30 protein-coding genes and 1 riboswitch are annotated in these 26,128 nt (G+C 42.9%); of the genes, 5 read left to right on the top strand and 25 right to left on the bottom strand.

The features are described 5' to 3' along the window. Positions 1 to 8: 8 nt before the first annotated feature. On the bottom strand, positions 9 to 395 hold the full coding sequence (nusB, locus tag LCL96_RS04470; protein ID WP_224940240.1) for a transcription antitermination factor NusB: 387 nt from the start codon (positions 393 to 395) through the stop codon (positions 9 to 11). A 173-nt stretch (positions 396 to 568) separates the two neighbouring features. Between nusB and LCL96_RS04465 the strand changes: the two genes are divergently transcribed. Continuing rightward, entirely contained in the window at positions 569 to 787 is a 219-nt protein-coding gene (locus tag LCL96_RS04465; RefSeq protein WP_224940239.1) for a hypothetical protein, read from the top strand. Positions 788 to 1,028: 241 nt separating this feature from the next. Here LCL96_RS04465 and LCL96_RS04460 read toward each other — a convergent pair whose 3' ends face one another. The 15 genes from LCL96_RS04460 to LCL96_RS04390 all read right to left on the bottom strand — a co-directional run bounded on the left by LCL96_RS04460 (position 1,029) and on the right by LCL96_RS04390 (position 11,782). Further along, on the bottom strand, positions 1,029 to 1,439 hold the full coding sequence (locus LCL96_RS04460) for an Asp23/Gls24 family envelope stress response protein (RefSeq protein ID WP_138775478.1): 411 nt from the start codon (positions 1,437 to 1,439) through the stop codon (positions 1,029 to 1,031). 23 nt (positions 1,440 to 1,462) lie between these two features. Further along, on the bottom strand, positions 1,463 to 2,815 hold the full coding sequence (accC, locus tag LCL96_RS04455; protein WP_224940238.1) for an acetyl-CoA carboxylase biotin carboxylase subunit: 1,353 nt from the start codon (positions 2,813 to 2,815) through the stop codon (positions 1,463 to 1,465). A 15-nt stretch (positions 2,816 to 2,830) separates the two neighbouring features. After that, the gene (gene accB, locus LCL96_RS04450; protein ID WP_224940237.1) at positions 2,831 to 3,334 is read right to left on the bottom strand and encodes an acetyl-CoA carboxylase biotin carboxyl carrier protein; all 504 of its coding nucleotides are present in this window, start codon (positions 3,332 to 3,334) and stop codon (positions 2,831 to 2,833) included. Between the two features lie 244 nt (positions 3,335 to 3,578). Next, positions 3,579 to 4,127 (bottom strand): SpoIIIAH-like family protein, encoded by a 549-nt coding sequence (locus LCL96_RS04445; protein ID WP_224940236.1) that lies wholly within the window; start codon positions 4,125 to 4,127, stop codon positions 3,579 to 3,581. 14 nt (positions 4,128 to 4,141) lie between these two features. Then, positions 4,142 to 4,792, bottom strand: a complete 651-nt coding sequence (spoIIIAG, locus tag LCL96_RS04440) for a stage III sporulation protein AG (RefSeq protein ID WP_224940235.1) — start codon at positions 4,790 to 4,792, stop codon at positions 4,142 to 4,144. Further along, positions 4,782 to 5,411, bottom strand: coding sequence for a stage III sporulation protein AF (spoIIIAF, locus tag LCL96_RS04435; RefSeq protein ID WP_224940234.1), 630 nt, complete (start codon positions 5,409 to 5,411; stop codon positions 4,782 to 4,784). The genes spoIIIAG and spoIIIAF overlap by 11 nt, the downstream gene beginning before the upstream one ends. A gap of 18 nt (positions 5,412 to 5,429) precedes the next feature. Further along, positions 5,430 to 6,629, bottom strand: a complete 1,200-nt coding sequence (spoIIIAE, locus tag LCL96_RS04430; protein WP_224940233.1) for a stage III sporulation protein AE — start codon at positions 6,627 to 6,629, stop codon at positions 5,430 to 5,432. Positions 6,630 to 6,653: 24 nt separating this feature from the next. Then, entirely contained in the window at positions 6,654 to 7,046 is a 393-nt protein-coding gene (gene spoIIIAD, locus LCL96_RS04425) for a stage III sporulation protein AD (RefSeq protein WP_224941291.1), read from the bottom strand. A 14-nt stretch (positions 7,047 to 7,060) separates the two neighbouring features. Continuing rightward, complete coding sequence (gene spoIIIAC, locus LCL96_RS04420; RefSeq protein ID WP_034758004.1) at positions 7,061 to 7,267, bottom strand: stage III sporulation protein AC; 207 nt, start codon at positions 7,265 to 7,267, stop codon at positions 7,061 to 7,063. A 53-nt stretch (positions 7,268 to 7,320) separates the two neighbouring features. Next, positions 7,321 to 7,836: a stage III sporulation protein SpoIIIAB gene (gene spoIIIAB, locus LCL96_RS04415; protein ID WP_224940232.1), complete on the bottom strand. Its 516-nt coding sequence runs from the start codon at positions 7,834 to 7,836 to the stop codon at positions 7,321 to 7,323. Then, positions 7,837 to 8,760, bottom strand: a complete 924-nt coding sequence (spoIIIAA, locus tag LCL96_RS04410) for a stage III sporulation protein AA (RefSeq protein WP_224940231.1) — start codon at positions 8,758 to 8,760, stop codon at positions 7,837 to 7,839. It abuts the gene before it with no gap. Positions 8,761 to 9,008: 248 nt separating this feature from the next. Next, positions 9,009 to 9,566, bottom strand: a complete 558-nt coding sequence (gene efp / locus LCL96_RS04405; protein WP_224940230.1) for an elongation factor P — start codon at positions 9,564 to 9,566, stop codon at positions 9,009 to 9,011. A gap of 39 nt (positions 9,567 to 9,605) precedes the next feature. Then, a complete protein-coding gene (locus LCL96_RS04400) occupies positions 9,606 to 10,670 on the bottom strand; it encodes a M24 family metallopeptidase (protein ID WP_224940229.1) in 1,065 nt (354 codons plus the stop codon). Position 10,671: 1 nt separating this feature from the next. Beyond that, positions 10,672 to 11,118, bottom strand: a complete 447-nt coding sequence (gene aroQ, locus LCL96_RS04395) for a type II 3-dehydroquinate dehydratase (RefSeq protein WP_224940228.1) — start codon at positions 11,116 to 11,118, stop codon at positions 10,672 to 10,674. 94 nt (positions 11,119 to 11,212) lie between these two features. Beyond that, positions 11,213 to 11,782, bottom strand: a complete 570-nt coding sequence (locus LCL96_RS04390; protein WP_224940227.1) for a YqhR family membrane protein — start codon at positions 11,780 to 11,782, stop codon at positions 11,213 to 11,215. Between the two features lie 299 nt (positions 11,783 to 12,081). Here LCL96_RS04390 and LCL96_RS04385 point away from each other — a divergent pair, with 299 nt between their 5' ends. After that, a complete protein-coding gene (locus LCL96_RS04385; RefSeq protein WP_224940226.1) occupies positions 12,082 to 12,444 on the top strand; it encodes an SA1362 family protein in 363 nt (120 codons plus the stop codon). 16 nt (positions 12,445 to 12,460) lie between these two features. Here the strand turns inward: LCL96_RS04385 and LCL96_RS04380 are convergent, their stop codons facing one another. The 3 genes from LCL96_RS04380 to LCL96_RS04370 form a co-directional block, all read right to left on the bottom strand. Beyond that, entirely contained in the window at positions 12,461 to 13,342 is an 882-nt protein-coding gene (locus LCL96_RS04380; RefSeq protein ID WP_224940225.1) for a patatin-like phospholipase family protein, read from the bottom strand. A 107-nt stretch (positions 13,343 to 13,449) separates the two neighbouring features. Then, positions 13,450 to 16,020 carry a vitamin B12-dependent ribonucleotide reductase gene (locus LCL96_RS04375; RefSeq protein ID WP_224940224.1) on the bottom strand — a complete coding sequence of 857 codons (2,571 nt, stop codon included), beginning with the start codon at positions 16,018 to 16,020 and terminating at the stop codon, positions 13,450 to 13,452. 348 nt (positions 16,021 to 16,368) lie between these two features. Further along, complete coding sequence (locus tag LCL96_RS04370) at positions 16,369 to 17,205, bottom strand: biotin/lipoate A/B protein ligase family protein (RefSeq protein ID WP_224940223.1); 837 nt, start codon at positions 17,203 to 17,205, stop codon at positions 16,369 to 16,371. A 202-nt stretch (positions 17,206 to 17,407) separates the two neighbouring features. Here LCL96_RS04370 and LCL96_RS04365 point away from each other — a divergent pair, with 202 nt between their 5' ends. After that, positions 17,408 to 17,791 carry a rhodanese-like domain-containing protein gene (locus LCL96_RS04365; protein ID WP_224941290.1) on the top strand — a complete coding sequence of 128 codons (384 nt, stop codon included), beginning with the start codon at positions 17,408 to 17,410 and terminating at the stop codon, positions 17,789 to 17,791. 353 nt (positions 17,792 to 18,144) lie between these two features. On the opposite strand, the gene gcvPB is transcribed toward LCL96_RS04365, so the two are convergent. From gcvPB to gcvT, 3 genes are read right to left on the bottom strand one after another with little or no spacing between them, the layout of a single operon-like run. After that, a complete protein-coding gene (gene gcvPB, locus LCL96_RS04360; RefSeq protein ID WP_224940222.1) occupies positions 18,145 to 19,608 on the bottom strand; it encodes an aminomethyl-transferring glycine dehydrogenase subunit GcvPB in 1,464 nt (487 codons plus the stop codon). After that, positions 19,601 to 20,947, bottom strand: coding sequence for an aminomethyl-transferring glycine dehydrogenase subunit GcvPA (gcvPA, locus tag LCL96_RS04355; protein WP_224940221.1), 1,347 nt, complete (start codon positions 20,945 to 20,947; stop codon positions 19,601 to 19,603). Before gcvPA ends, gcvPB begins: the two co-directional genes overlap by 8 nt. A 16-nt stretch (positions 20,948 to 20,963) precedes the next feature. Next, the gene (gene gcvT / locus LCL96_RS04350) at positions 20,964 to 22,070 is read right to left on the bottom strand and encodes a glycine cleavage system aminomethyltransferase GcvT (protein WP_224940220.1); all 1,107 of its coding nucleotides are present in this window, start codon (positions 22,068 to 22,070) and stop codon (positions 20,964 to 20,966) included. A gap of 179 nt (positions 22,071 to 22,249) precedes the next feature. After that, positions 22,250 to 22,341: riboswitch (glycine riboswitch) on the bottom strand. Positions 22,342 to 22,515: 174 nt separating this feature from the next. On the opposite strand from gcvT, the gene LCL96_RS04345 reads away from it, so the two are divergent. Together LCL96_RS04345 and LCL96_RS04340 are read left to right on the top strand one after the other, a co-directional pair. Further along, positions 22,516 to 24,216, top strand: coding sequence for a DEAD/DEAH box helicase (locus tag LCL96_RS04345; RefSeq protein WP_224940219.1), 1,701 nt, complete (start codon positions 22,516 to 22,518; stop codon positions 24,214 to 24,216). Beyond that, positions 24,185 to 24,976 carry a YqhG family protein gene (locus LCL96_RS04340; protein ID WP_224940218.1) on the top strand — a complete coding sequence of 264 codons (792 nt, stop codon included), beginning with the start codon at positions 24,185 to 24,187 and terminating at the stop codon, positions 24,974 to 24,976. Before LCL96_RS04345 ends, LCL96_RS04340 begins: the two co-directional genes overlap by 32 nt. 80 nt (positions 24,977 to 25,056) lie before the next feature. Here the strand turns inward: LCL96_RS04340 and LCL96_RS04335 are convergent, their stop codons facing one another. From LCL96_RS04335 to LCL96_RS04325, 3 genes are read right to left on the bottom strand one after another with little or no spacing between them, the layout of a single operon-like run. Then, entirely contained in the window at positions 25,057 to 25,236 is a 180-nt protein-coding gene (locus LCL96_RS04335) for a YqzE family protein (RefSeq protein WP_224940217.1), read from the bottom strand. A 48-nt stretch (positions 25,237 to 25,284) separates the two neighbouring features. Beyond that, a complete protein-coding gene (locus LCL96_RS04330; RefSeq protein ID WP_224940216.1) occupies positions 25,285 to 25,794 on the bottom strand; it encodes a shikimate kinase in 510 nt (169 codons plus the stop codon). Positions 25,795 to 25,797: 3 nt separating this feature from the next. Beyond that, on the bottom strand, positions 25,798 to 26,037 hold the full coding sequence (locus tag LCL96_RS04325) for a hypothetical protein (protein WP_224940215.1): 240 nt from the start codon (positions 26,035 to 26,037) through the stop codon (positions 25,798 to 25,800). Positions 26,038 to 26,128: the final 91 nt, after the last annotated feature.

Below are 26,128 nucleotides of genomic sequence, written 5' to 3'. Positions count from 1 at the left end.
TAACATTGTTAAGATTGACTTACCTTTGAAAGAACACCATTGATAAATTTACTGGACTGATCATCGCCAAAGACCTTGGCAATTTCAACCGCTTCATTAATGACGACTTTATCCGGAACATCGTCTACAAACAGAAGCTCGTAAACCCCCATACGCAAAATATTGCGATCCACTTTCGCTAAACGGTCAAATGACCATTTCTCAAGGTTTTCACGGATATGTCCGTCGATACGCTCCTGATTTTCAATGAATCCCAGAACGAGCTGTTCTAGATAGACATCCAACTGCTCCTCTTCTTCCAACACATTCGTTAACGCTACATCCGGCTCAATCCCACTCATATCTATTTGAAATAACGCCTGTAAGGCCTTTTCACGGGCAACTCTTCTCTTCATCTTATAATTACTCCTTTTACTCCATCAATTTTCATACCTTTGATAATAGCACAAACCAAGGGCAATACGCACGTCAATGTAAAAAAATCAATATTCTGACAGAAAAGCGGAGGGGCTTTGATCAGAGGCGACAAGCATAAGACGAACCATCCGGAAAGGCGTTTTTTGCCTTTTTGGATGGTTTGACTTATGACCTCGAGCCTCTAAGCCCCGGAGCTGGACAAAGAAAAGCGGAGGCGGGTTGGTCAGGCCCGACAAGCATTTCAGGGAAATCCCTGAAGGCGTTCTTTGCCTTTGGGGATTTTTCAGAAATGACCTCGAGGGGCTACCCGCCGGAGCTGGACAATCAGAAAAGCGGAGCCGACTGGGTTGGCCCGACAAGCATAAGATGAATGGGTCGGGAAGGCGCTCTTTTGCCTTCATGGACCATTTAGCTTATGACCTCGAGGGACAAGGAGGCGCAGCTGGACAAAGAAAAGCGGAGGGGACTTGATCACGCAGAAGACCTACCATCACCAAACTAATCCAGCCGAAACCTTTGATAATCCAGCTGTTTTACAAAAAATATCCAATCTAACATCGCATATCCGCACAAAAAAAAAGAACGGCCCCCTAAAGGACCGTCCTTCTCCATTACATTTCGTCTTCAATTTCAGCTTCATACTTTTGATTTTCAAATTGAACCCCTACAATATGAACATTGACTTCGTCTGCTTCCAGAGCAGTCATATTAAGCAGGGCTTGACGAATATTGTCCTGAATTTTTTGAGCGACCGTCGGAATCGCTACACCGAACTTCATGATGCAGTATACGTCTACAATAATTCCTTCTTCGGCAAGCTCCACTTTTACACCTTTACCGTGGTTTTTCTTGCCGAGACGCTCGACGACACCTGTGGCGAAGTTTCCACGCATCTGGGATACGCCCTCGACCTCTGATGCGGCGATACCTGCGATGACTTCGATGACTTCAGGTGCGATTTCAATCTTCCCAAGACCGTCTTTACCGTGAGACATTTGTAAAAGGTTTTGATTTTCCGCCATGTATGGCACCTCCTGAATTCACACTAAGATTTCATTACTTCATATTTTTCTAAGAATTTCGTATTAAACTCTCCACCAACAAAGGTTTCATGTTCTAACACTTTCAGATGGAACGGAATGGTTGTGTGGATACCCTCAACCACAAATTCACTTAGGGCGCGTCTCATTCTTGAAATGGCTTCTTCGCGAGTCGCTCCATAAGTAATGACTTTAGCGATCATGCTATCGTAATATGGAGGGATCATATAACCAGGATATGCGGCTGAGTCGATTCTTACGCCAATGCCACCTGGTGGAAGATACATTTCAATCCTGCCAGCTGAAGGCATGAAATTCTTCTCCGGGTTCTCTGCATTAATACGGCACTCAATGGCCCAACCAGTGAAGGTTACTTCTTCTTGAGTAAGAGAAAGTTTCTCTCCTGAAGCAACAAGAATCTGTTCTTTAATCAAATCGACTCCTGTCACTTGTTCCGTTACTGGATGCTCCACCTGGATACGTGTATTCATCTCCATGAAGTAGAAGGTTTGATTTACGTAATCATATATAAATTCTACCGTGCCTGCACCGGTATAATCAACCGCTTTGGCTGCTTTTACCGCTGCTTCCCCCATTTTAACGCGAATTTCTTCGGTTAATGCAGGAGACGGCGTTTCTTCGATCAGTTTCTGAAGGCGACGCTGAATCGTACAGTCCCTCTCACCAAGATGGATCACATTTCCGAAATTATCTGCGAGGACCTGAATCTCAACATGCCTGAAGTCCTCAATGAATTTCTCGATATAGACACCCGGGTTACCGAATGCTGTCATCGCTTCCTGTTGGGTGATCGTAACCCCTTTAACCAGTTCTTCCTCACTTTTTGCGACCCGGATCCCTTTTCCTCCACCACCGGCAGTGGCTTTGATGATGACAGGATACCCCATGGAATCAGCAAGTTTCACGGCATCTTCGGTGTCCTTCACAATCCCTTTTGAACCAGGTACAATCGGAACTCCCGCTTCCCTCATGGTTTCACGGGCCACATCTTTTGTACCCATCTTCGAGATCGCTTCAGGTGAAGGTCCAATGAAGATGATATTACAATCGCGGCATAAATCGGCAAAGTCAGAGTTCTCAGCTAAAAATCCATACCCTGGGTGGATTGCATCACAATCCGTCAATTTTGCCACACTGATGATATTGGTGAAATTAAGATAACTGTCTTTCGATGCAGTAGGCCCTATACAATACGCCTCATCTGCTAATTGTACATGAAGCGCTTCTTTATCGGCTTCTGAATAAACGGCTACACTTTCGATGCCTAAATCACGGCATGCACGAATGATTCGTACAGCAATTTCTCCTCGATTGGCAATTAACACCTTTTTAATCATATCTGTTTTCGCTCCTTATTCAGGTTTAACCAAGAATAACGGCTGTCCATACTCAACTAATTGACCGTCTTTTACTAAGATTTCTACAATTTCGCCTTTCGCCTCGGCTTCAATTTCATTAAACAGTTTCATCGCTTCTACGATACATACAACTGAGCTCTCGTCTACCTTATCTCCGACTTTCACGTATGGACCTGATTCCGGAGAAGAAGATTGATAGAACGTACCAACCATCGGAGAAGTGATTTTATGTAAGTTTGCATCCTCAACATTAGCTTGTGGAGCTTCTTTTACTTGCTGTTGAGGAGCTGCTGCTTCCTGTACAGGAGCTTGTTGAACGGCTTGTGCAGCAGGCTTCACTTCCTCCACTGCTTGTACCACTTGCGGTTGGGCAGAAACGGTTACACCATTATTTTTCTTTAAGTTGATCTTTGATCCATCATGCTCGTATGTAAACTCTTCAACACTAGACTGATCTACGAGTTTGATTATTTCGCGAATTTCTTGAATTTTCAACACTGTTGACACCCCTCTTATAGTTTAAAAAATTATGACTAGCTACTAATATCATACGATAATACCACGTATAAATTCAATATGCGATTCCTACCATCCTGTAAAAGCGCATACAACTCTTCCTCTATTCTAGACCTTTTTCGGAAAAAAATAAAATAATAGAAAGGGATTTTTCATTTATCCGCTAAAAAAGACATAAATAAGCCGCCTAAAGATATGCTTTAGGCGGCAGTCTTTTTTGAATCGATTAATTTGCCGGTTGGAATTCTACAGCTACTGGCTTCATTTGTCCTACTTCACTCATGACGAGACGGATGATTTCGTTGGCATCTGCCTTCGAGTGCTCTTTGTCAGATTTCACTGTGATACGGATGTTTTCTCCGTTTGCTCTGACCAATGCATCCTCGTACCCCATTGTTTTGATCATAGTCTCAAGGACGGATTCTGTCATGGCGAGTTCACGAAGGTTTTCCATCTGCTCATATGCTGCACTTTTTTCTTCTGCTGATACATCTGCGTTCGCTACTTTCGCTTCGAGCTCTTCTCGAAGCTGTTCACGCTCGTCGGTCACTTCAAGACGGAGTGCTTCGAACATTTCATTACCGGCAGCGTCTGTCACCACTTCCATGTCAGACATCGTTTCTTTATCTCCACCCCCCGCTTGCTCTTTTCCATCTTTTTCTTGATAGGCCATATCCGTTGCTTGCTGCGTTGGTGACGTAATGTAGTAAACCGAAAGCACGATCACAAGGCTCAACATCGTTAATAACCAAACTGTTTGTTTTTTAAGTAACATCTATCATTTCCCCCTTATTGTTTGGGCAGGACCGATACCCGGTGACTAGGAACATCGAGTGCCCGGGTGACCGCCTCTATAATCCATTTTTTGATTTGTATATTATCGGCTCCTTTTGCTACTACAAGGACACCGCTGACTTTAGGTTTTTTCGTTTCTTTCACAATGGGAACTTCCTTGTCTCCGTTATTGACAATGACGACTTCTTCTTCCTGGGATTTATCTTCTATCGATCGCTTTCCACCTTCTTTATCTTCTTCATTAGTGGATTGCATCTTGGTTGATTCTTTTTTCTCATACACTTTTGATTCCGTCGCTTCCACATTGACTACGACATACACATCGCTTACCCCGACAATTTGATCAAGGGCTTCTTTCAACTGATTTTCATATCGATCCTCGTAACCCCTCATCGAACCGTCTGATTCCTTCTGATCGGAACCGAATGTCGCTACATCTGATGTTCCCCCATCCAGAGGCTTTGCCACTTCGATCCCTTTATCACTGCTCCAAAGATCACTGATCAACATAAAGGCGACACCTACCAGCAATACGATGAGAAAATAATGAAGCCTTTTTCCTTTTTTTACATTGGGCGGAGAATTCGCATTATCCTTTGACAACCATTCCTTTAATGCGTTTAGTGGACCTTTATTAAAGTTCATTTCCTTCCCCAGTCCCCCCTTCAACGGTAATGAATATTTTGTCTGGTGTAAGATTCCATTGTTTGGCAAGTAAGGAGGCCATTTGGGACGTATCCTCTTCGGGTGCTTTCATTCTCGCTTCAGACCCCGTATCAATTTCCACGTGTTGGACTGTTTCAATGCTGCTGTCTTCTTCACTTTCTTTGTCTTTCATCACTACTGATACTTCCGTAATACTATCTGGAACTTTTTCCAGGTCTTCTGCTTGTACCGTAATCTTCTCAATGACTTTACCGTGCTCATCCATCAGCTCCTTTTCTGCTTGTTGTTTCATTTGGACAGCCATCTGTTCTAAAATATATGCACGTTGTGAGGCTTGTATTTCTTTTTTCTTCATTTCTATTTCATTTTCCACAGATTTATTCTGAGATTGTCCATTAAAATCAATCGATTTCATTACTTCATCAAAATCCGTGGACATTAGTTTGAAGAGGGGGGTAAGGATGATGGTGATCAATAATAAGCCCGTCACAATCTTTGTATACTTCTGCATGTTGGAGCTGGGAAGAAGCATGTCAATGACGGTAGCTAAGAGAACAAAGATTATGATATTTGTAATCCAATCGGTTAGAAATGACATGACGGAACTCCTTCCTCCTTATCGCATCATCATCGTGATGTTTCCTGCTGCTATGATGACGGTGAGACTCAAGAAAAACATGAAAGATACTATAGCAAGGGCTGCAAATACATAGATGACGCTCTTTGCAATGGTATCCAGGCACTCTATGACCGGGCCACCCCCGAGAGGTTGCAGGAGGGCTGCAGCCAGTTTATAGATGAATGCAATCATTAAGATCTTGATGGCAGGAAAGGCTGCTATGATCAATACGATGGCGACTCCCGCTATCCCCACCGTATTTTTTAATAGAACCGAGGCACTGATCACAGTATCCGTGGCATCCGTGAACATCCTACCAATAACAGGGACAAAGTTGCCTGTCACAAATTTCGCCGTGCGAATCGTAATTCCGTCCGTCACGGCTGCCGTCGCTCCCTGCACGGAAATCACCCCGAGAAAGACCGTCATGAAAGCCCCTAGCAGCCCAATGCTCCATGTCCGTAATAACTGTGCCAACTGAGTCACTTTATAATGTACGGAAAGGGTGCTTACGATGCTCAGGAGGGCAGATAGGAATAAGAGAGGCAGCACGATATTCTGAATGAGTAAGCCACTTGTATTCATCAGAAAAATGATGACAGGATGAAAGAATGCTGCCGAAACCACTCCACCAGAAGCGGCGATCAGGGCGAGCAAAAGGGGAATGAGAGCGATGATGAAATGAACCATGGTGGAGATGGCATCCCGCGTGTAGTCAATCGCCACATGAAAGCTGTTCAGGGCGATGATGATCAACACCATGAATATAATGCTGTACGCCACCTTACTGACACTCCCTCCCTCAAACGAATTCTGCAGGGATTGGAGAAACATGCTAAAGATTGTGAGCATGATCAGGGTTCCTAACAATTTCCCATTCATCACAAGTTCTTGAAACGCAAATTTGAAGATTCCGCTGAACCACACTTTGAATGAGAACTCTTTCTCACCCTTCATGAAATCAATTAGACTGCCTTTTTGACTTTCTGGGAGATACCCCCCATACTGATCCACGATGTCATTCCAGTACCCTGTTAATTCTTCAATCCCTAACCGATCAAGCTGGGTATCGATCATCTCCTGCTGAATGGTAGAATCGGGATGGCTTTGCCCTTCTCCTTCTTCTGCTTGTCCACTTGAGGTGCCCATCATGAATAGAACGAGTGCCATGACGAAAATTCGATATAGCTGCAACATTTTTACCACCTCTTAACGTTTCGCTTATCCCGTTGGAATCATATTGATGATGGTTTCAATCATCACTGTAAGAATGGGAACAGCCATTGCCAATATTAATATCTTCCCGGCAAGTTCCACCTTCGCGGCTAGAGCCCCCTGTCCGGCATCTTTCGTAATATGAGAAGCAAATTCCGCTATGTAGGCGATGCCGATGATTTTAAGAATGGTTTCCACATACACCATGTTCACATTTGCGTTAGCAGCAAGTTTTTCAATCATATGAATGATGGAGTAGATTTGGTCGATGAGAAATAAAAAAATCGAACAACCTGTAAACACAATGAGCAAGAATGCAAAATTTGGTTTCTGTTCTTTTACGATTAAAGCGAGAAAGGTCGCAACCAGTGCTATCCCTACAATTTGGATGATTTCAATCGCGGACGCCCCCTCTATCCTTGGTATAAGAAGACCGATTTAATCTTCTGGAACAAATCATCAACAATCGATGCCACCATGAACAGAATATAAATGAATCCGAAAAGCGTAACCCACTGAGCATATTCCTTTTTCCCTACCTGATCTAAGATTGTGTGCAAAAAGGCCACCACTATCCCTACTCCTGCAATTTTGAAAATAATATCTACATCAATTCCCATATTCATTCCCTCCTGGTCTCTAAACGCTCATCCCCCAATGGGGATTGACTAAATTATAGTAATAGGATGATCAGCAGCAGTCCCGATAGAAAACCTAAGCTTTTCGTCATCTTTTCATATTTCCGTTGCTTTTCTACAGCTTCTGTTTCTTCCCTTTCAAGATGTTTGAGAGCAAGCTGGATATGTTTTTGTTGAGTCATCATATCGTGTCTGCCGAGGTTCTCTCCAAATTGCTTCAGAATTTCAAACTCTCCTGCCTTGAAAGCTGTTAATTTCCAAATGTCATTGAGACTCTCTTCCCATGCTTTTTTCACTGAAATCTCCTTCTCTGTCAATTTCTTGGAGAACGTTTCAAAGAACCAGGAAACAGGCTTTTGCAGCTGCTTGGAAATCTTTCTCGTTGCTTCATGCAAAGGGGTATGACTGTAGGTAATCTCAGCTTCCAATGACTGAAGGGCGACTTTCAGCAACCGAAGCTGCCGAGGTCGTTCCGTGAGGTATTTCGAAGCCTCGAATCCCGCCCAGGAAGTGGATAATAGAATGAATACAGCACCAATCAGTTTAATCATTTATGTCACACTCACTTTTTTGAGAAGAGATTGACCGTTTTGATCCCACACTTCATGAACCTTACCAGGTTCATCTCCTCTCCTTAGTTCCACGAATCGCTCGATGGTTTGAAGTTTCACTATGTCTTTAATCACTGGTCTCTTACTTACTTCACGCAGGGTAGCTCCATGGGTCGTCATAATAAGAGTGATACCGGCATTTACGGCTTCCTGGATGGCTTGGCCATCTTCCACCCGACCGATTTCATCGACGATCAGGACTTCGGGACTCATGGAACGAATCAACATCATCATGCCTTCTGCTTTTGGACAGGCATCCAGCACGTCCACCCTCGGTCCAAACATCAGCTGAGGAATCCCATTCACACATCCGGCAATTTCAGATCGCTCATCGACGATTCCTACTTTATACGGCGGGATGTTTTTTTCAGGTACTCCCGTCGAAATCATCCTGGCAAGATCTCTGAGCAGTGTTGTTTTGCCGGTCTGGGGGGAGCCGATCATCATCGTATGTTTCCAGCCATCGTTGTAAACATAAGGAAATATAGACTGTGCTATGCCTACTTTTTCTCTTGCGATGCGGATGTTAAAGGAAGAAAGGTTTCGAATCCCCTTAACGATACCTCCTTCGAGTATCACCTTCCCTGCAAGTCCGACACGGTGTCCGCCTTCGATCGTGATATAGCCTCGCTTTAATTCTTCTTCCAATGTATAAAATGAATGACGAGATAATTTGTTAATAAGCTGTTCACAATCTTCCTCTGTCACGGTATAGGGAAGAAAGTATGGTTTACCTCGTGCTGTGACTTCCAGCACTCGGTTGGTACGAACCCTGATTTCTTCAATCCGGTCAATGAGATCTCGTGGAAGGGTCAGGACTTTGTCAGAAATAGTGCTGGGTAGTAAGGCTAGAACTTCTTGCATTTGTAGTACCTCCTAATCTTGTTCCACTTCGGGATGAATGAAACAGAGAACGATCCCTCGTACATGCTTCCCGATAATACAATGTATTCTAGCAATATAAGATTATGACAATGGAGATGGAAGAATTCTGGAGAAGCAGAAGCGCGAAATAAAATTAACGCGATTAATGAAAAGAATGGGAGGAGTTGTAGCAGATTGACATAAAAAAAGCCTGAGCGGGAAAGTTCCCGTTCAGGCTTTAACATTATTTATCCACGTGATACGTAAGATCCGTCTGTCGTATTGATGATTAATGTATCCCCTTCGTTGACGAAGAATGGTACGTTAACCACTAATCCTGTTTCAACAGTCGCAGGTTTTGAACCACCGGAAGCAGTATCACCTTTGATACCAGGCTCTGTTTCCGTCACTTTCAATTCTACTGAGTTCGGAAGCTCGACTCCAAGAGTCTCTCCACCGTACATCATGATGGATACTTCCATGTTTTCTTTTAAGTATTTTAATTCTTCTTCGATTGAAGAAGCAGGAAGCTCGATTTGATCGTAGCTTTCATTGTCCATGAATACATGCATGTCACCATTTGCATACAGGTACTGCATCTTACGGTTGTCGATTTGGGCTTTCCCTACTTTTTCACCGGCACGGAATGTTTTTTCCTGGATGGCACCTGTGCGAAGATTACGTAGTTTCGAGCGGACGAATGCTGCTCCTTTTCCCGGTTTAACGTGTTGGAAATCCATTACTCTCCAAATTCCGTTATCGACTTCAATCGTTAAGCCTGTACGAAAATCATTTACTGAAATCATATTTTTTCCTCCTATTGTCTAGTAGGCCCTTTGACAGGACTAAAATGGCAGAATGATTAGATCTTTTGTTGAGTGTGTCAGTGTTTCATTGGAATCTTCAGTTATGAGTGTATCATCTTCAATACGTACTCCGCCAACACCAGGAACATAGACACCTGGTTCAACCGTGACGATCATTCCTGGCTCAAGTACCACGTCTGAGCGCGAGGACAATCCTGGACCTTCGTGTACTTCAAGACCGATTCCATGTCCTAACGAGTGACCGAAATACTCACCATAACCTTTTTCTGTTATGTAATCACGAGCGATCGCATCCGCTTCTTTCCCTGTCATCCCAGGTCTGATTTGTTCCATTGCAAGAAGCTGTGATTGGAGAACGACATCGTAGATCTCTTTCAATTTCTCACTTGGTTCCCCTACAGATAAAGTGCGTGTCATATCGGAGCAATATCCTTTATAGTATGCACCATAATCCAATGTTACAAAATCACCTTTTTCAATGACTTTGTCACTGGCAACTCCATGAGGAAGTGCTGAACGATTTCCTGAGGCTACGATGATATCAAAAGATGATGACGTCGCTCCTGCTTTTCTCATGAAGAATTCTAATTCATTGGAAACTTCTAACTCTGTCACACCCGGCTTGATAAAATCTAAAATATGCTTAAATGCTGCATCGGCAATATCCGCCGCATCCTTAATTATATTAAGCTCTTCAGGTGTCTTAATCAAGCGTAACTTTTCCACTAGACCGGATACCGGCACCATTTCCGCTTCTACTGCATCACGGTAGATTTCATATGCACTGTAAGTCATGTCGTTCTTTTCAAAGCCAAGCTTTTGAATACCAAGATTTTTAGCCTGCTTCGCCACTTCTTCATGAATCGGTCCAGTGTGCTGTACGATTTCATAATCAGACGCCTGTTCTGTCGCTTGCTCTATGTATCTGAAATCTGTAATGAACAGGGCTTTTTCTTTGGAAATCAACACGACACCGGATGAACCCGTAAAGTTCGTCATGTAGCGGCGATTATACGTACTTGTTAATAAAATCCCGTCAAGTGCATTTTCTGAAAAAGTCTTACGTAATCGTTCAATTTTCATTTTACTCCACTCCCTTAATGTTCTTTATAATAGCCTGCAGGGCTAACTCGTAACCAAACAGGCCGAATCCCACGATCTGCCCAATGGTTTCAGCTGCTATGACAGATTGATGCCTGAACTCTTCACGGGCATGAATATTGGATATGTGCACTTCCACAACCGGGACGGATATGGATGCCACCGCGTCTCTTATGGCATAACTGTAATGGGTGAAGGCGCCGGGATTCATGATAATTCCCCCATATCCTTCATCCTCCGCCTTGTGGATCATATCAATGATTTCCCCTTCGTGATTCGACTGCGCTGAAACCAATTGAAACCCTTCTTTTTCTGCCTGTTTTCTGACATTTTCTTCTAGTTGGGTTAATGTGACGTGGCCGTAAATTGCGGGCTCCCGTTTTCCTAACCTGTTTAAATTAGGGCCATTCAACAGTAAAATTTTCACCATATGTAAACTCCTAAAAAAATAGAATGTTCATCATGAACATTCTAACATAAACCATTTACCTATACCTACATAATTGTCTGATAAATAGCATTTCTTAATGAGATACTTCTCCAGATTTCTCCTTATTATCCTGGTGCCTCAATTCATTTTCTTCATAAGAAATCGAGTAACCTATGAACACACCGTAAAGAATATATAAACAGAAAATGGTGATCAATGTATGATAATCTATCGCTGTAAAGGATTTAATACTCGGGAAAAGCGGATTAAGTACCAGGAAAAAAGCCAGATAAAGAACAATCCCATAGCCAGCACCTACCCACATAGATTTGAATTTCCGCAAACCTCCATAATAAATGAGAGCCACACCGATCGAAATGACACCGTAGGCGACGATGGATAAGACAATTCCGATCCACTTGTCGACCCAATCTCCTACAGCCCAAGGTTCGAATATGATATTAGGTTCAATTTTGGTAAAGGAAAAGAAATAGCATAGATATGCAATCGAACTCCAAAACATCCCACCGATAAAACCGGTGACGACGACCATTGCCGTGAAGGAAAGGGGCTTTTCACTCTGATTCTGTTCTAAGCGTGGATTTTCTTTGCTTTCTTCCGTGCCCTCCTGGACTTTTTCATGTTGACCTTTTTGTTCTGCCATCTGTAACACCTCCATTCGTAGTATGTCCCATTGCTTGAATACTTTGCACATTATTGCTTAATTTTCAATTACACAAGAATCCACCGAAATACATGATTTAATACCCTTCTTCCTAGTGCTTTTCATCTTTTTTTAGTAAAATAGAGTATATCTTTCAAAACTTCTGAAAAAAGATGCGAACATCTTCCATTCAATACACTATAAAAAATCAATTAATACGGTTAAAGAACACAGAAATGGTCTAGAATAATAGTATAGATATTATTTAAGATGGATAGTCATGTAAGGAGGTGGCTTTGTTGAACGCTCGTAATATCTTTGTCTCTACACTAATATTATTGGCTATGATCGGGCTTGGGGCTTCCCTGTTCGGAAATCCTTTAGGGCTGGCAAGAAAACTGCTGGTAACAGCAGCCGTCATCGGGATCATCTACTTTATATACCGAAGATGGTTCAGTGGAAGAAGGGCTGGTAATAGCAATGAACAGAGAGCGTTTGTTAAAGCAGCCAAACAATCAAAAAAACGGCATAAAAAGAAATCGGCCAGTAAGCCACAAGTATCCAATATGTCTAAAAAGCGCCCGATTCGCAAAAAATCCAATGCCAAACTAACTGTAATTGAAGGAAAAAAGAATAAAAAAAACAATCGAGCCTCTTTTTAAGAGCTCGATTGTTTTATTAATACGGCCATTTTCGCAAAAAGCATTCAGCCTTTAATTTACCGTATTGAATGAGTTCCGCTTTCCTTTCGGGAGTCAGCTGGAATTCGGTGGTCAGAACTCCCTCTGTCGGGATAAAGATGATATTCTTTTCATGCTTTCTCGAGATGTACCTTGAATCATGGGCATCTTTCATGGTTGTGAAGAGTGCTTCATATAAATCTATGGCATTGTTGATCTGTTTTTTCGGTTTTCCGATCACATCGTGACTCAGTTTTACTCCAAGAACGGGCCTTTCCATTTTCACATTCTCACTGTCAAAAAGCCATATGGGAAAATTGCTGAGCACCCCTCCATCCACCATGAAACTGATTCCTTCCAACGAGCGGAGCTTCACTGGTTCAAAAAAATAAGGAAGACTCGCACTCATCCTGATCGCCCGTGCAACGGGGAAGGTTTCTTTGGCAATTCCATATTTCTCGAGATCATCCGGGAGAACCAGTAATCGGCCATTGGACAAATCGGATGCTATGACACGGAGGGAATGAGGGGGTAAATCAGCGAACGTATAAATCCCCCTCGCTTTCAGCTTTTCTTCCAGCCAGTTTTCAAGTGCCACCCCTTTGTATAAACCTAAACGATAATAGACACGAAACCACTTCAGAATTGGAAGGGATATGATTGCGTTTGAATCCATTAGTTCTTTCAAATCAATATCGTCCATTATGTCGAGAAGTTCCCGGCTTGAGTATCCAGCAGCAATAAAAGCGGCAATCACAGCACCTGCACTTGTTCCTGCAAGCCTCTTGAATGTGTATCCTTTCTCCTCAATAGCCTGATAGGCTCCAATCAGGGCAAGCCCCTTTATTCCTCCACCGGAAAATACGCCATCTATGTCCATAGGCTCCACTCCTTCTGAGGTGTATTACTACATCTTTAATTCACCGTGAAGGATTTTAGACTAAAAAAATAAGAGGGGAACCAGTCCCCTCTTACCCATTTCTATTATTATAGTCCACACTTCAGCTGAGCACCGCAGTTTGTACAAGTATTACATCCGCCCATATCTTTTACCGTCCCTTTACGACAGACAGGGCATGTATTCCCCACCTCAGAACCGATGGTCACATCCGTTGCACGCACATCCTGGATCGTATCCAGTAATACAATCGGCTTTTTGGATGTTGGAATATCATGTTTATCCTGTACCTCTTCATCATCAAAGCTGTTTTCTTCCGCCTTTAGGGTCAATACCTGTGAATCACGGCTTCCATCAACGTAAACGGTACCTCCCTTGGCGCCACCTTTATAAAGACGCTCATACACTTTTTCCACTTGCTCAACCGTATAACCACGAGGGGCATTGACGGTTTTGGAAATAGAGCTGTCGATCCAGTTCTGAATGACGCATTGAACGTCTGCATGTGCTTGTGGTGCAAGGCTCATGGAAGATACAAACCACTCTGGAAGATTGTCAGCATCTGCTTCTGGATTTCTCTTCAAATAATCCTCTACAATATCCGCTTTCACCTCAATGAATTTACCCAGGCGTCCACTTCTGTAATACGTGAAGGAGAAGTATGGTTCAAGACCAGTTGAAACCCCGACCATCGTACCCGTAGAGCCCGTTGGAGCGACGGTTAACAGATGGGAGTTTCGAATACCATATTGTTCAATGTCTTCACGTACATCTTCAGGCATTTTCTTCATAAATCCTGTTTCCACAAACGCTTTTCTTAAGGCTTTTGTTTCTTCGTCGGTGCTTCCTGTGAGGAATGGGAAGCTTCCCTTTTCCTTCGATAATTCAACCGATGCACGGTAAGCCGTTGTGGCGATGACTTCAAACACTTCATCCACAAGTTTATTGCCCTCTTCTGAACCGTATTCTTTCTCACAGTAGATCAATAAATCGGCGAGACCCATTACTCCAAGGCCAACACGACGCTCACCAAGTGCCTGCTTCTTATTTTCGTCCAGGAAGTATGGAGTCGCATCAATGACATTGTCCTGCATTCGGACACCGACTTCAACGGTACGCTTCAATTTTTCAAAATCAACGGTTTTCTTTTCTTTATCCGCGAATTGAGCAAGATTGACGGCTGCCAGGTTACACACGGAATATGGAGCAAGGGGCTGTTCGCCACATGGATTGGTGGCAACAACCTTTTGGCCATATGCTTTCGCATTCGTCATATCATTTGCGTTATCAATGAAGAAGATTCCAGGCTCAGCGGAGTATGTTGCACACACATTGATCAAGTTCCAAAGCTCTTTAGCCTTGATCTTGCGATACGTACGCACTTTGTAGCCAAGCTTTTCCCACTCGCGGACATCCCCGACGTTATGCCATTCTTCGTTATAGTACTTCATCTGTTCTTCATTGTAGCTTTCCACATCAGGGAAGCGCAGTTCATATTCTGTATCGTTTTCCACGGCTTCCATAAAGTCGCTCGTCAGACACACGGAAATATTCGCTCCTGTCAGGAACTCTGAATTATGGACGCTGTATGTTCCACCTGTGCGGAGCTTTTCTTCTGCATTCTTAAGGATCTTTGCATCAAATCCACCGTAACCAGGGATTTGTCTATAGTTCAGGATCCCTTGATACATCGCTTCCTCTTGTTCTGTCAGCGGCGTGAATTTTAATTTTTCCTGTGCAGCCTTTTTAATGGTTTCATCTTCTGTGTTTTCAAGAAGATAACGCAGGATACGCGGGTTTTGCATTTTGGAAATAATGAATTCGATAATATCGGGATGCCAATCTGAAAGCATAATCATTTGTGCCCCACGCCTTGAACCGCCCTGCTCAACCAGATGTGTCAATTTCGCAATATCATCCAGCCATGAAACAGAACCAGAGGATTTACCGTTAACGCCTTTCGCAAGGGTGTTACGAGGACGAAGGGTCGATCCATTCGTTCCGACTCCCCCACCACGGCTCATGATCTCCATGACCTGCTTGCGGTGTTCTGAAATGCCTTCACGGGAATCCTGTACAAAAGGCATCACATAACAGTTGAAGTACGTTACATCCGTACCTGCACCAGCTCCGTATAGCACACGTCCTGCAGGAACAAAATGAAGATTCACTAGTTCATGATAGAATTTTTCAAACCAAACCTGTCTCTTTTCAGGAGTTTCTTCCACTTCTGCCAAGCCTGTTGCGTTACGCTTCGCAATTTGTTCATAGTAGACTTCAAGTGGTTTCTCAATGACATCCAATGTCCTCGAAACAATCCCCGTCTCCATTTCCTCTGGCTTGTCGATGGCGCTTCTGTATTCTTCTTCGATCCAGACGGATGCTTTTTTCGTTTCCCAATCGATGCTTGAGATGTAGCCTAATCCCCTTGCAGGGAACTTGGGATCTTCCTTGATGGTGAGGACCACGAAGTCACCTTCTGATAGAGTGATCTTTTCGGTGTCTTTGAAAGAATAACGATCGATCATGACCAGACGGGATACACCTTTGTGTGTTGTTTTCATATCCGGGGTGATGGGATGTACTTGAGGAAACAATCCAATATCCTTATTTAATCTCTCGGTGTTTAAATTCATCGTGTTTTTCGACGCAACAGTCATAAAGACAACTCCTTCTATCTCAAATGTTTCAGTTTCTGTTTTTTTCGCTGATGTCTTATTTCAAGTATTAAGATATCATAGCCAATCTGGAAAAGCAATAAATAAACACAACATATTGTGTGCAAAAAATTATTCGACACACCATATATTGTGTTTCAGGTCAATAGGTCATTTGTTTGTCAAACGGATAATATGCCAATAAAAATAGAAAACAGGAGAAAATAATAGAAAATCATATAATACTCCGGCCATTTCTATTAATTTAGAACTTGATATAAAAGAAAGTCGCGTAATCGTTGGTAAAATAGGAAAAAAGCGACAATCATCGCTTTTTTTCTACAAAATTTTTTATCGTTTAAAGTTCCAATCGTCTGATTCATATCGGGACTCGGCAAGATCCACAACATATTGTGTCTCTTCTTCAGAAAGCTCATATGGTTCGAGCTGGATGTTCAATCCTTCTTCAAACCCTTTTTTGAATGCTTCCTTCGCCATATCCATCGTGACCGTTTCAGAGCTGATTTCGTTCATGGCAACGGCCTTATTTTTAAATGCACGCTGCATACGCTCTTTCACCCTGTCGGATGGATATTTGAACAGACTGAACAACTTGTCTTCATCCAGGTCCAACAGGATAGAACCATGCTGAAGGATGACGCCTTTTTGACGGGTCTGTGCGCTACCTGCCACTTTTCTGCCTTCAACCACCAGCTCATACCAGCTTGGTGCATCGAAACAAACGGCCGATCGGGGATTTTTTAACCCTTCCCGCTCTTCTGCTGTTTTCGGTACCGCAAAGTAGGCTTCTAGACCAAGACCTTGGAACCCTTTCAGTATCCCTTCTGAAATGACCCGGTACGCTTCCGTAACGGTTTTAGGCATTTCAGGATGATCCTCAGACACAATGACGCTGTACGTCAATTCATGTTCATGAAGAACCCCCCTGCCACCTGTAGGACGTCTCACAAATCCAAGTCCGTGTTCTTTTACGGCATCAAGATTGATTTCTTTTTCTACCTTTTGAAAATAACCGATTGATAGTGTAGCCGGATCCCAACCGTAAAAACGGATCGTTGGGGGAATCTTCCCTTCACTGTGCCAATCGAGCAGCGCCTCATCTAAGGCCATATTATAAGAAGGGGAACAATTTCCTGAGTCAATGAATCTCCATGTTTCCTTTTTCATGCATCATACCTCATTTGCGTGTTCTGTATTGATCATTCATATGTAATCTTTTAAGTCCGTTACTAGTCTATCAAATCCACTTCGAAAAACAAAGAAAAACAGATTGGAAAGTCTTTGCTGTAAAATAAAAAATATGTTTTGATTATCATGGCTTTCATGAATATAATAGAAGGTAGCGCATTTGTAGAAAGGAGCATGAATGATGGAAGGATTATATATTCTTTTAGTCGTACTTGGTGGAATCATCATCTATTCACTTTTTACGTTCTTCTATCAAAAGAGAATCGTGAAAACACTGACTGAAGAGGAATTCCGAGCTGGTTATCGTAAAGCTCAATTGATAGATGTACGTGAAGCGAATGAATTTGAAAACGGTCATGTCCTGGGTGCACGAAATATTCCATTATCACAGATCAAAATGAGACAAAAGGAAATTCGTCAGGATCAACCCGTTTACCTTTACTGCCAAAGCGGACTACGCAGCGGGAGGGCAGCCCAAATGCTGCACCGTAAAGGATACCGCGACCTTCACCATTTGCAAGGCGGATTCAAAAAGTGGACAGGAAAAGTAAAACATAAAAAATGATTGTGAAAGGATCACCTTGGGGTGATCCTTTTTTTGTGGGATGGGGTTTTGTTCATCATTTGATGAAAATGGAATTAAATGTATTCCGCTAAATTTTTGATGAAAATGGCTGTTTTGAAGGGAGAATCGACTGGATTCCTTCACATTTCCGCTGGATAATCCGCCAAATCGGCACGATTCCCTTTCAGCATTTTCGGATTCGGCATCACAACTCTAAAGATGAATCCATTTTATCTGCATGATTATCCATGTTTCCACAATCACCATCCTTTTAAAGACTTGAATTACCTTTGAAGGTCCGTCCCTTTATAAAAACCCCTCCGTCATAAGACGGAGGGGTTTAGTTATACGTATTAGCCTTCTTTCGTATAGCGCAGTACCGGTTTTCTTGCTGCAAGTGTCTCATCCATACGCTTCACGATGGTCGTGTGTGGAGCTTCCTGGACGATTTCCGGTGTTTCTTCTGCTTCTTTGGCAATTTGGATCATGGCATCAATGAAAGAATCAAGGGTTTCTTTTGATTCAGTTTCCGTTGGTTCAATCATCATGCACTCTTCCACATTTAATGGGAAGTAAATGGTCGGCGGATGATACCCGAAGTCCAGCAGTCGCTTCGCAATATCGAGCGTACGTACGCCAAGCTTCTTCTGGCGTTTTCCACTGATGACGAACTCATGCTTACAATGCCGGTCATACGGGAGGTCAAAGTAAGGAGCAAGGCGGCGCATCATGTAGTTTGCATTCAGGACAGCATTCTCCGTCACCGCTCTCAGTCCGTCCGGCCCCATGGTGCGGATATACGTATAGGCACGGACGTTGATTCCAAAGTTTCCATAGTATGGTTTTACACGGCCGATAGAATCAGGACGGTTATAATCGAATTCATATTGGTCACCATTTTTTACAAGGACAGGTTTTGGAAGATATTTGATTAAGTCTTCCTTCACTCCTACAGGGCCGCTTCCTGGACCGCCGCCTCCGTGAGGACCGGTGAACGTCTTATGAAGATTCAAATGCACTACGTCAAATCCCATATCCCCCGGTCTTGCCTTTGAGAGGACCGCATTCAGGTTGGCTCCGTCATAATACAGCTTTCCACCCGCTTCATGAATGATGGAAGCCATTTCCATGATGTTTTCTTCGAATAAACCAAGAGTATTTGGATTTGTCAGCATTAGGGCAGCTGTATCATCCCCTACTACCCGCTTCAAATCTTCTAAATCGACCAAACCGTTTTCATTCGACTTTACCGTCACCGTTTCAAACCCTGCAACTGTTGCACTGGCAGGGTTCGTTCCATGAGCCGAGTCAGGTACGATTACCTTCGTACGATGGGTATCCCCATTCGCCTCATGGTAGGCGCGTATCATCATCAGACCGGTCCACTCTCCATGAGCTCCCGCAGCAGGTTGAAGGGTCACTTCATCCATGCCCGTGATTTCTTTCAAATGCTCCTGGAGATCATACATCAGTTCAAGAGCACCTTGAACGCTTTCAGCTTCCTGAAGAGGGTTGATGTGGGCGAATCCGTTCAGTCGCGCAACGTTCTCATTCACTTTTGGATTGTATTTCATCGTACAGGATCCAAGTGGATAGAAACCTGAATCCACCCCATGATTGCGTTTCGATAATGCTGTATAATGGCGCATGATGTCCAGTTCCGATACCTCAGGAAGTTCAGGTGCTTCAGTACGGATATAATCGGTCGGAATCAGATCTGACAGTTCCACCTGTGGTACATCCATCTCTGGCAGGCTATAGCCTGTGCGGCCTTCTTTCGTTAATTCGAAAATAAGAGGCTGATCTTTCTTATTCATGACAATCCCCCAATTCTGCTACAAATGCGTCAATTTCTTCTTTGCTGCGAAGTTCTGTAACAGCAATCAGCATATGATGCGATAAGCTGTCGTCCATCAACCCTAAATCATATCCACCGATTATTTCTTTGGAAAGAAGCTTTTGATTGATCTCTTTCACCGGTCTATTCACTTTCACGACAAATTCATTAAAAGATGGTCCTTCAAATGCAATGGTAAATCCTTTACTTTTAAAGGCTTCTTTGGCGTAATGCGCTTTTTGGATATTTTGCATAGCCATTTCTTTGACACCCTGTTTTCCTAAAGCGGTCATGGCTACTGATGCTGCCAACGCATTCAATGCCTGATTGGAACAGATATTCGATGTGGCTTTATCGCGACGGATATGCTGTTCACGCGCTTGTAGAGTCAGCACGAATCCTCTTATTCCGTCTTCATCCATCGTTTGACCGACAAGACGCCCCGGTACTTTGCGCATAAGTTTTTTGTTCACGGCAAAGTAACCACAGTGAGGTCCACCAAATGCACTTGGGATACCGAATGGCTGAGCATCCCCTATGACGATGTCGGCTCCGAGTTGCCCAGGAGGTGTAAGTACACCAAGAGCAAGCGGATTGGACGAAACCACAAACATGGCTTTTTCGGAATGAGTGATTTCTTCGATCGCTTTCAGCTCTTCTACCCTGCCGAAGAAGTTTGGATATTGAACGATGACCGCTGCAATCTCATCACTCATTAATTTCTTCAATTCTTCCACGTCAGTTACACCATTATTGTGCGGGATTTCAACTACTTCGATATATTGACCTTTTGCATAGGATCTTAAAACATCACGAGATTCAGGGTGAACTGTACTCGAAACGAGAACTTTCTTACGGCGGGTTTGACCCGCACTCAACATAGCTGCCTCTGCCAGGGCCGTTCCCCCATCGTACATGGATGAATTGGCTACATCCATACCTGTTAGTTCACAAATCATCGTTTGGAATTCAAAGATCGCTTGCAGCTCTCCTTGGGAGATTTCCGGCTGGTAAGGTGTGTATGCTGTATAGAACTCTGAACGAGATAATACATGATCCACAATGATCGGCATGTAATGATCGTATACCCCTGCCCCCAGGAAGGATGCATGACTTTTCAAATCCGCATTCTTCGCGGCCATTTTGGTGAGTTCTTTTACCAATTCCGTTTCCGACTTCGCTTTTTTGATTTTGTAATCCCCTTTGAAACGGACCTGTTCAGGAATATCCTCAAATAGATCGTGAACGCTGTCTACTCCTATGCTGTCTAACATTTCCCTTTGATCTTGCTCTGTCATCGGTAAATAACGATGCTTCATGACCGTCATTCCTCCCCTATTTCTTTGGTCTTTTATAAAAAGGTGTCGCTACAACTGTCGCTTTTAACTTTTTGCCTCTGATTTCAACCAACACTTCCGTACCAATGTCAGTAAACTCTTTATTTAAGAGAGCTAATCCCACATTTTTCTTTAAGGTTGGAGATTGGGTCCCGGTTGTGACTTCCCCAATTTGTTCTTCGCCGGAAAATACTTTATAGCCATGACGCGGAATACCGCGATCGATCATTTCAATTCCCACGATTTTTCGCGTGGCACCTTCTTCTTTTTGCTGTTTCAGTACTTCCTGACCAATGAACCCAACCTCTTTGTTCACTTTTACAGCAAATCCGATTCCGGCTTCAATTGGCGTGATGGATTGAGATAATTCTTGCCCGTAAAGTGCAAGATTCGCTTCGAAACGTAAGGTATCTCGTGCACCAAGCCCGCACGGAAGGACTCCATGCTCCTTACCTGAAGCAAGGATTGCCTTCCAGATTGCCGATGCATCAGCTGCGGCACAATAGATTTCAAACCCATCTTCACCTGTATAACCGGTACGGGAAACAAGTGCAGACCTACCATCTATATTCACTTCAGTCTGGAATTTAAAAAATCCGATATCGCTCAATGTATGTTCATTGGTGATTTTTTGCAGAACTTCTTCCGCAATTGGCCCTTGAAGTGCCAATTGTGCCATATGTTCAGAGATATTGTTGATTTCAACGCCATTTGTTTCATGTTCTTTCAACCACTGAAAATCTTTATCTATATTTGCTGCGTTCACAACGAGCAAATAATCATTGTCTTTCAATTTATACACTAGTAAGTCATCGACCGTCCCACCGTTTTCGTAGCACATGGCCGTATACTGTGCGCCTCCATCTTTTACTTTGGAGACATCATTGGTCATCATTTTTTGTAAGTAGTCAAGAGCCCCTTCACCCTTCACTTCAATTTCTCCCATATGAGAAACATCAAATAGTCCTGCCCGGGTTCTTACCGCTTCATGTTCTTCTTTAATGCTTGAGAATTGCACTGGTAAAGCCCAGCCACCGAAGTCGATGGTCTTTCCTCCATACTCTTTGTACACTTCGTATAAAGGTGTTTGTTTTAACTCTGACATGACTTTTCCCCCTTTTATTCCTTACATGCATTCTTTCTTAACCAAGTTTTATCCCATGAAAAAAGGACAGAAAAACCCCTTTTCATAAAGAAGTTTTCTCTGTCCTTGCACCTGAAAGTTTACCGAAGAACGGCTTTCCCCTTTGGTGGTTTCCTGCACGGAAACACTCTCCAGAGTTGCGTCCAACAAGAGTCTTTTTGCCTGAGAGATTCACACATAGAAGTGTTTGCTCCTTCGGCGCTGTCTGCACAGTCTCTCCCCTTGTTATCATTCGCCAATATTCCTTGAAACAATTGGTCATACTAGAAATATACAGAAGAAATGTTGTAAATGTGAATGTTCGGATTTTCGAGTTTTTCTAACTATTGAAAATCTATTTTCATCCTACCATTAAATACGAGTTTTGAGCAATCATTTTTATTAGAAATAAGGAGATGTTTTTCAGATGAATGTTGAGGTTATATTTGATGAAGAGTGGGGAGAAGGTCTTGAAAGTTTAATCGAAAACGATGGACCCTGGGGAAACTGGGAGCTCTATAAACTCGCCATTGAATTTGAGCACCATCTTGCAATTCCGAACTTTGAAGGCCTTCAGGCTCCAAAACATTTGGCAAATGTCACTCCACTCCCCCATCAGCTGGAAGCAGCGAAGCAGGTCGTGGAAACAATGAACGGAAAAGCGATTCTTGCAGACGAGGTTGGCCTTGGTAAAACAATCGAAGCTGGGCTGATATTGAAAGAGTACATGATTAGGGGATTAGTCAAAAAGGTATTGATTCTTGTCCCCGCTTCACTTGTTTCTCAATGGGCATATGAATTAAACAGTAAGTTCTTCATTCCTGCGGTGCCTCAGCGTAAGAGTTACGTATGGGATCAATGTGACATTGTCGTTTCGTCCATGGACACAGCTAAAAGGAGCCCTCACAGGGAAAAAGTGTATGAACAGGATTATGACTTGGTGATCATCGACGAAGCTCACAAACTGAAAAATCATAAAACAAAAAACTATGAATTTGTCCAAAATCTCAAGAAGAAATTCTGCTTGTTACTGACAGCAACACCCATCCAAAATCGTGTAGAAGAAATCTTCCACCTTGTTTCCCTTTTGAAACCGGGGCACCTTGGGAATGAATCCGGATTTACAGACAGATATAAAAAAGGCGATCGTACGCTCCAGGAAGATGAACATTTAAAAAGTCTCATTAACAAGGTGATGATCCGTAACAGGCGTGGTGATACAGGAATTGAATGGACGAAACGACATGTGAAGACCGTATTGATTGATTTTAACGAAGCAGAGAGAGAGTTGTATAACAGCATTGATCTGCTAAGAGGCAGATATGATGATTGGGCAAATTCAAGCTCATTCTCGCTTTTGACCTTACAGAGGGAAGCGTGCAGTTCCCGCGAAGCTGTGTTTTATACATTAAAAAACATGCTTGAAAAGAAGGAAGCTCCAAGTGCTTCATTTGAACAGATGATCGGTACTCTGATGAAGAAAGTGGAAAATGTGACGATGAACTCCAAAGCCCAGAAAGCCCTGGAAATAGTCCAATCCATTAATGATAAGGTGATTATCTTCACTGAATACCGGGCAACACAGCTTTATCTACAATGGTTTTTGAAGCAGCATGGGATCAGCTCTGTTCCATTCAGAGGCGGCTTCAAAAGAGGCAAAAAAGACTGGATGCGGGAATTATTCCAGAAGCATGCACAAGTACTGATTGCCACTGAAGCCGGCGGAGAAGGAATCAACCTTCAATTCTGCCATCATGTGATTAATTTTGACCTTCCTTGGAACCCAATGAGATTGGAACAGCGAATCGGACGTGTCCACCGTCTCGGGCAGACCGAAGATGTCCATATCTACAACTTTGCAACTAAAAATACTGTGGAAGAACACATCCTTAAACTCTTGTATGAGAAAATCAATCTCTTTGAACGGGTGATCGGTCAATTGGATGAAATCCTGACCCGCCTCGATTTCAAGGATTTTGAAGATCACGTGACAGATATCCTTTCTTCATCCCGTACAGAGGGTGAAATGAAGATTAAAATGGAGAATTTGACGAGTATGATTCAATTCGCGGAACAGCTAAAGGAGGAAAAATCAAATGCAGCAGCACGAAATTCATCGATTTCTTGAGAGATACTTCGTCGCAAACGGTTGTGATATGGTTGCAAACGGGAATGGATATATGACCGTTCAACTTACCATTGAATTGGATAAAGAACTGATGAATCGACCGTTCTACTGGCATTATCTTGAGAAAACCGGGGGAACGCCGAACCCGATGACGTTATCTCTCATCACCAATCCGGATCATACTCCTGAAGAGATGAAAGGAGAACCGATTCACTTCGGTTCTCCAAGATTACACCAAATCTTCCACTCGACAAGGAATTTAGCGGGCTATATAAGGTTGTATGAAAACCGATACACACCAAGCGGACAGCAGACACCCCTGCACCCTTGGCTCGGGCTGAATGTTAAAGTCTCGTATCAATCCAACAGGAAGAAAGACAGCATCCAAAGTGTTGGGTTAAACCTGATCAATGGAGTGATTGAAGAAAACTTTCACTCCACACTATTGTCCAAGAACCTGACACCTAAAATTCCTGACTTTTCTTTTACTTTAACACCAATCATCAAACCTAAAAGCGGGGTAAACCGGATTCAGGCATTTCTTTATGAAGAAATCAAAAGGGAGCCTGTCGAGTGGGCGGAACAAGCCAGGAAAACCTGGGAAGAAGACCTTCAACTTCTAAATCATTTTTATGGCGATCAGGAAGAAAAGCCTGAATCTTACTTCCTTGAACAGCAGGCGCTGAAGGAACAGTATGAACCGAAAATCACCATCGAGGTCATAAACGGCGGAATTTTTTATCTGCAGCAGTCTAAGTGAGGAATCAGAGGGAGGCCATTGTGCTCCCTCTGACTTAGAGGCATAAAAAAAAGACTACCTTTTCAGGTAGCCTTTATACACTATTTATGCTTTTTAAAGAGAATCATGAAAGCATAAGGAATGATACCAAACCATCTGAATAGGAAAGGTTCCCGCTCATTCTTTCTCTGCTTTTTTAATGTTTTACGTTCATGAGGTGATTTTTCATAATGTTGGACAAATGTTTGTGTTATGAACTTAACATAATCATTTACTGACATAAAAGCACCACCCTCCGCTTTTATCAGTATTCCCAATAATCACCGGAATTATACTACGTAACGTTCAAGATATGGCAAAATCGTACTTACCACTTCATCCACTGATTTATTCTCCGTTTGAATGGTTACAGAGCACCCATTTTCATAAAGGGGCAACCGGCGGTCAAACAGTTCCATTAAACTGTCCTTTGAATTTTTTTGAACAAGAGGACGGTCCTGATCACCCTCCAATCTTCCCCACAACACATCGAAAGGACATGTGAGATGAAACACGGAATCATTTCTTCGTAAAAATTCCCGATTCTCCTTGCTTTCCACCACTCCCCCACCGGTAGTGATTATGGCTTTTTCCTTTCCTAATTCCTGAAGTACTTTCGTTTCCAAATCCCGAAAATACCTTTCTCCATGCTGATGAAAGATGTCCTTAATCGATTTTCCCTCTTTATCTTCAATGTATTGATCCATATCAATGACCGGAAGATTCAATACTTCCCCCAGACGTTTTCCAATCGTCGTCTTTCCTACCCCCATAAAGCCTATAAAGAAAATTGGTTTCATATTCTACTCCCAACGTATGATTTGTTTTGTTTCCCTATTATACACAACCGTCACAGGAAGAAAAACCTTCTCATCCCTTTTGAATGTCAATTCTATTTTCACGTCTTCGTCAGTAAGTACGGTGCTGGAGGTCATGACTTCACCAAAATTATTTTTTATGACTCCAGTGGAAACGGGTTCATCCCCCATCTCCATTAAAACAACGTGGGAGATGCTTACGTGTCTCTCATGAATGTTCTTCATATTCGAGAGATACCGATATTTACTTACATACAAATCCTTCGAAGCGAATGCTACAAAAAGGACTATCATCATCAGAAACAGCGTATACGGT

This window comes from Rossellomorea aquimaris, assembly GCF_020172085.1.
In the GTDB taxonomy this organism is placed as follows: Bacteria; Bacillota; Bacilli; order Bacillales; family Bacillaceae_B; genus Rossellomorea; species Rossellomorea aquimaris_E.
The sequence above is the reverse complement of the archived record's forward strand: the minus strand, read 5'-3'. Positions and strand labels throughout refer to the sequence as shown.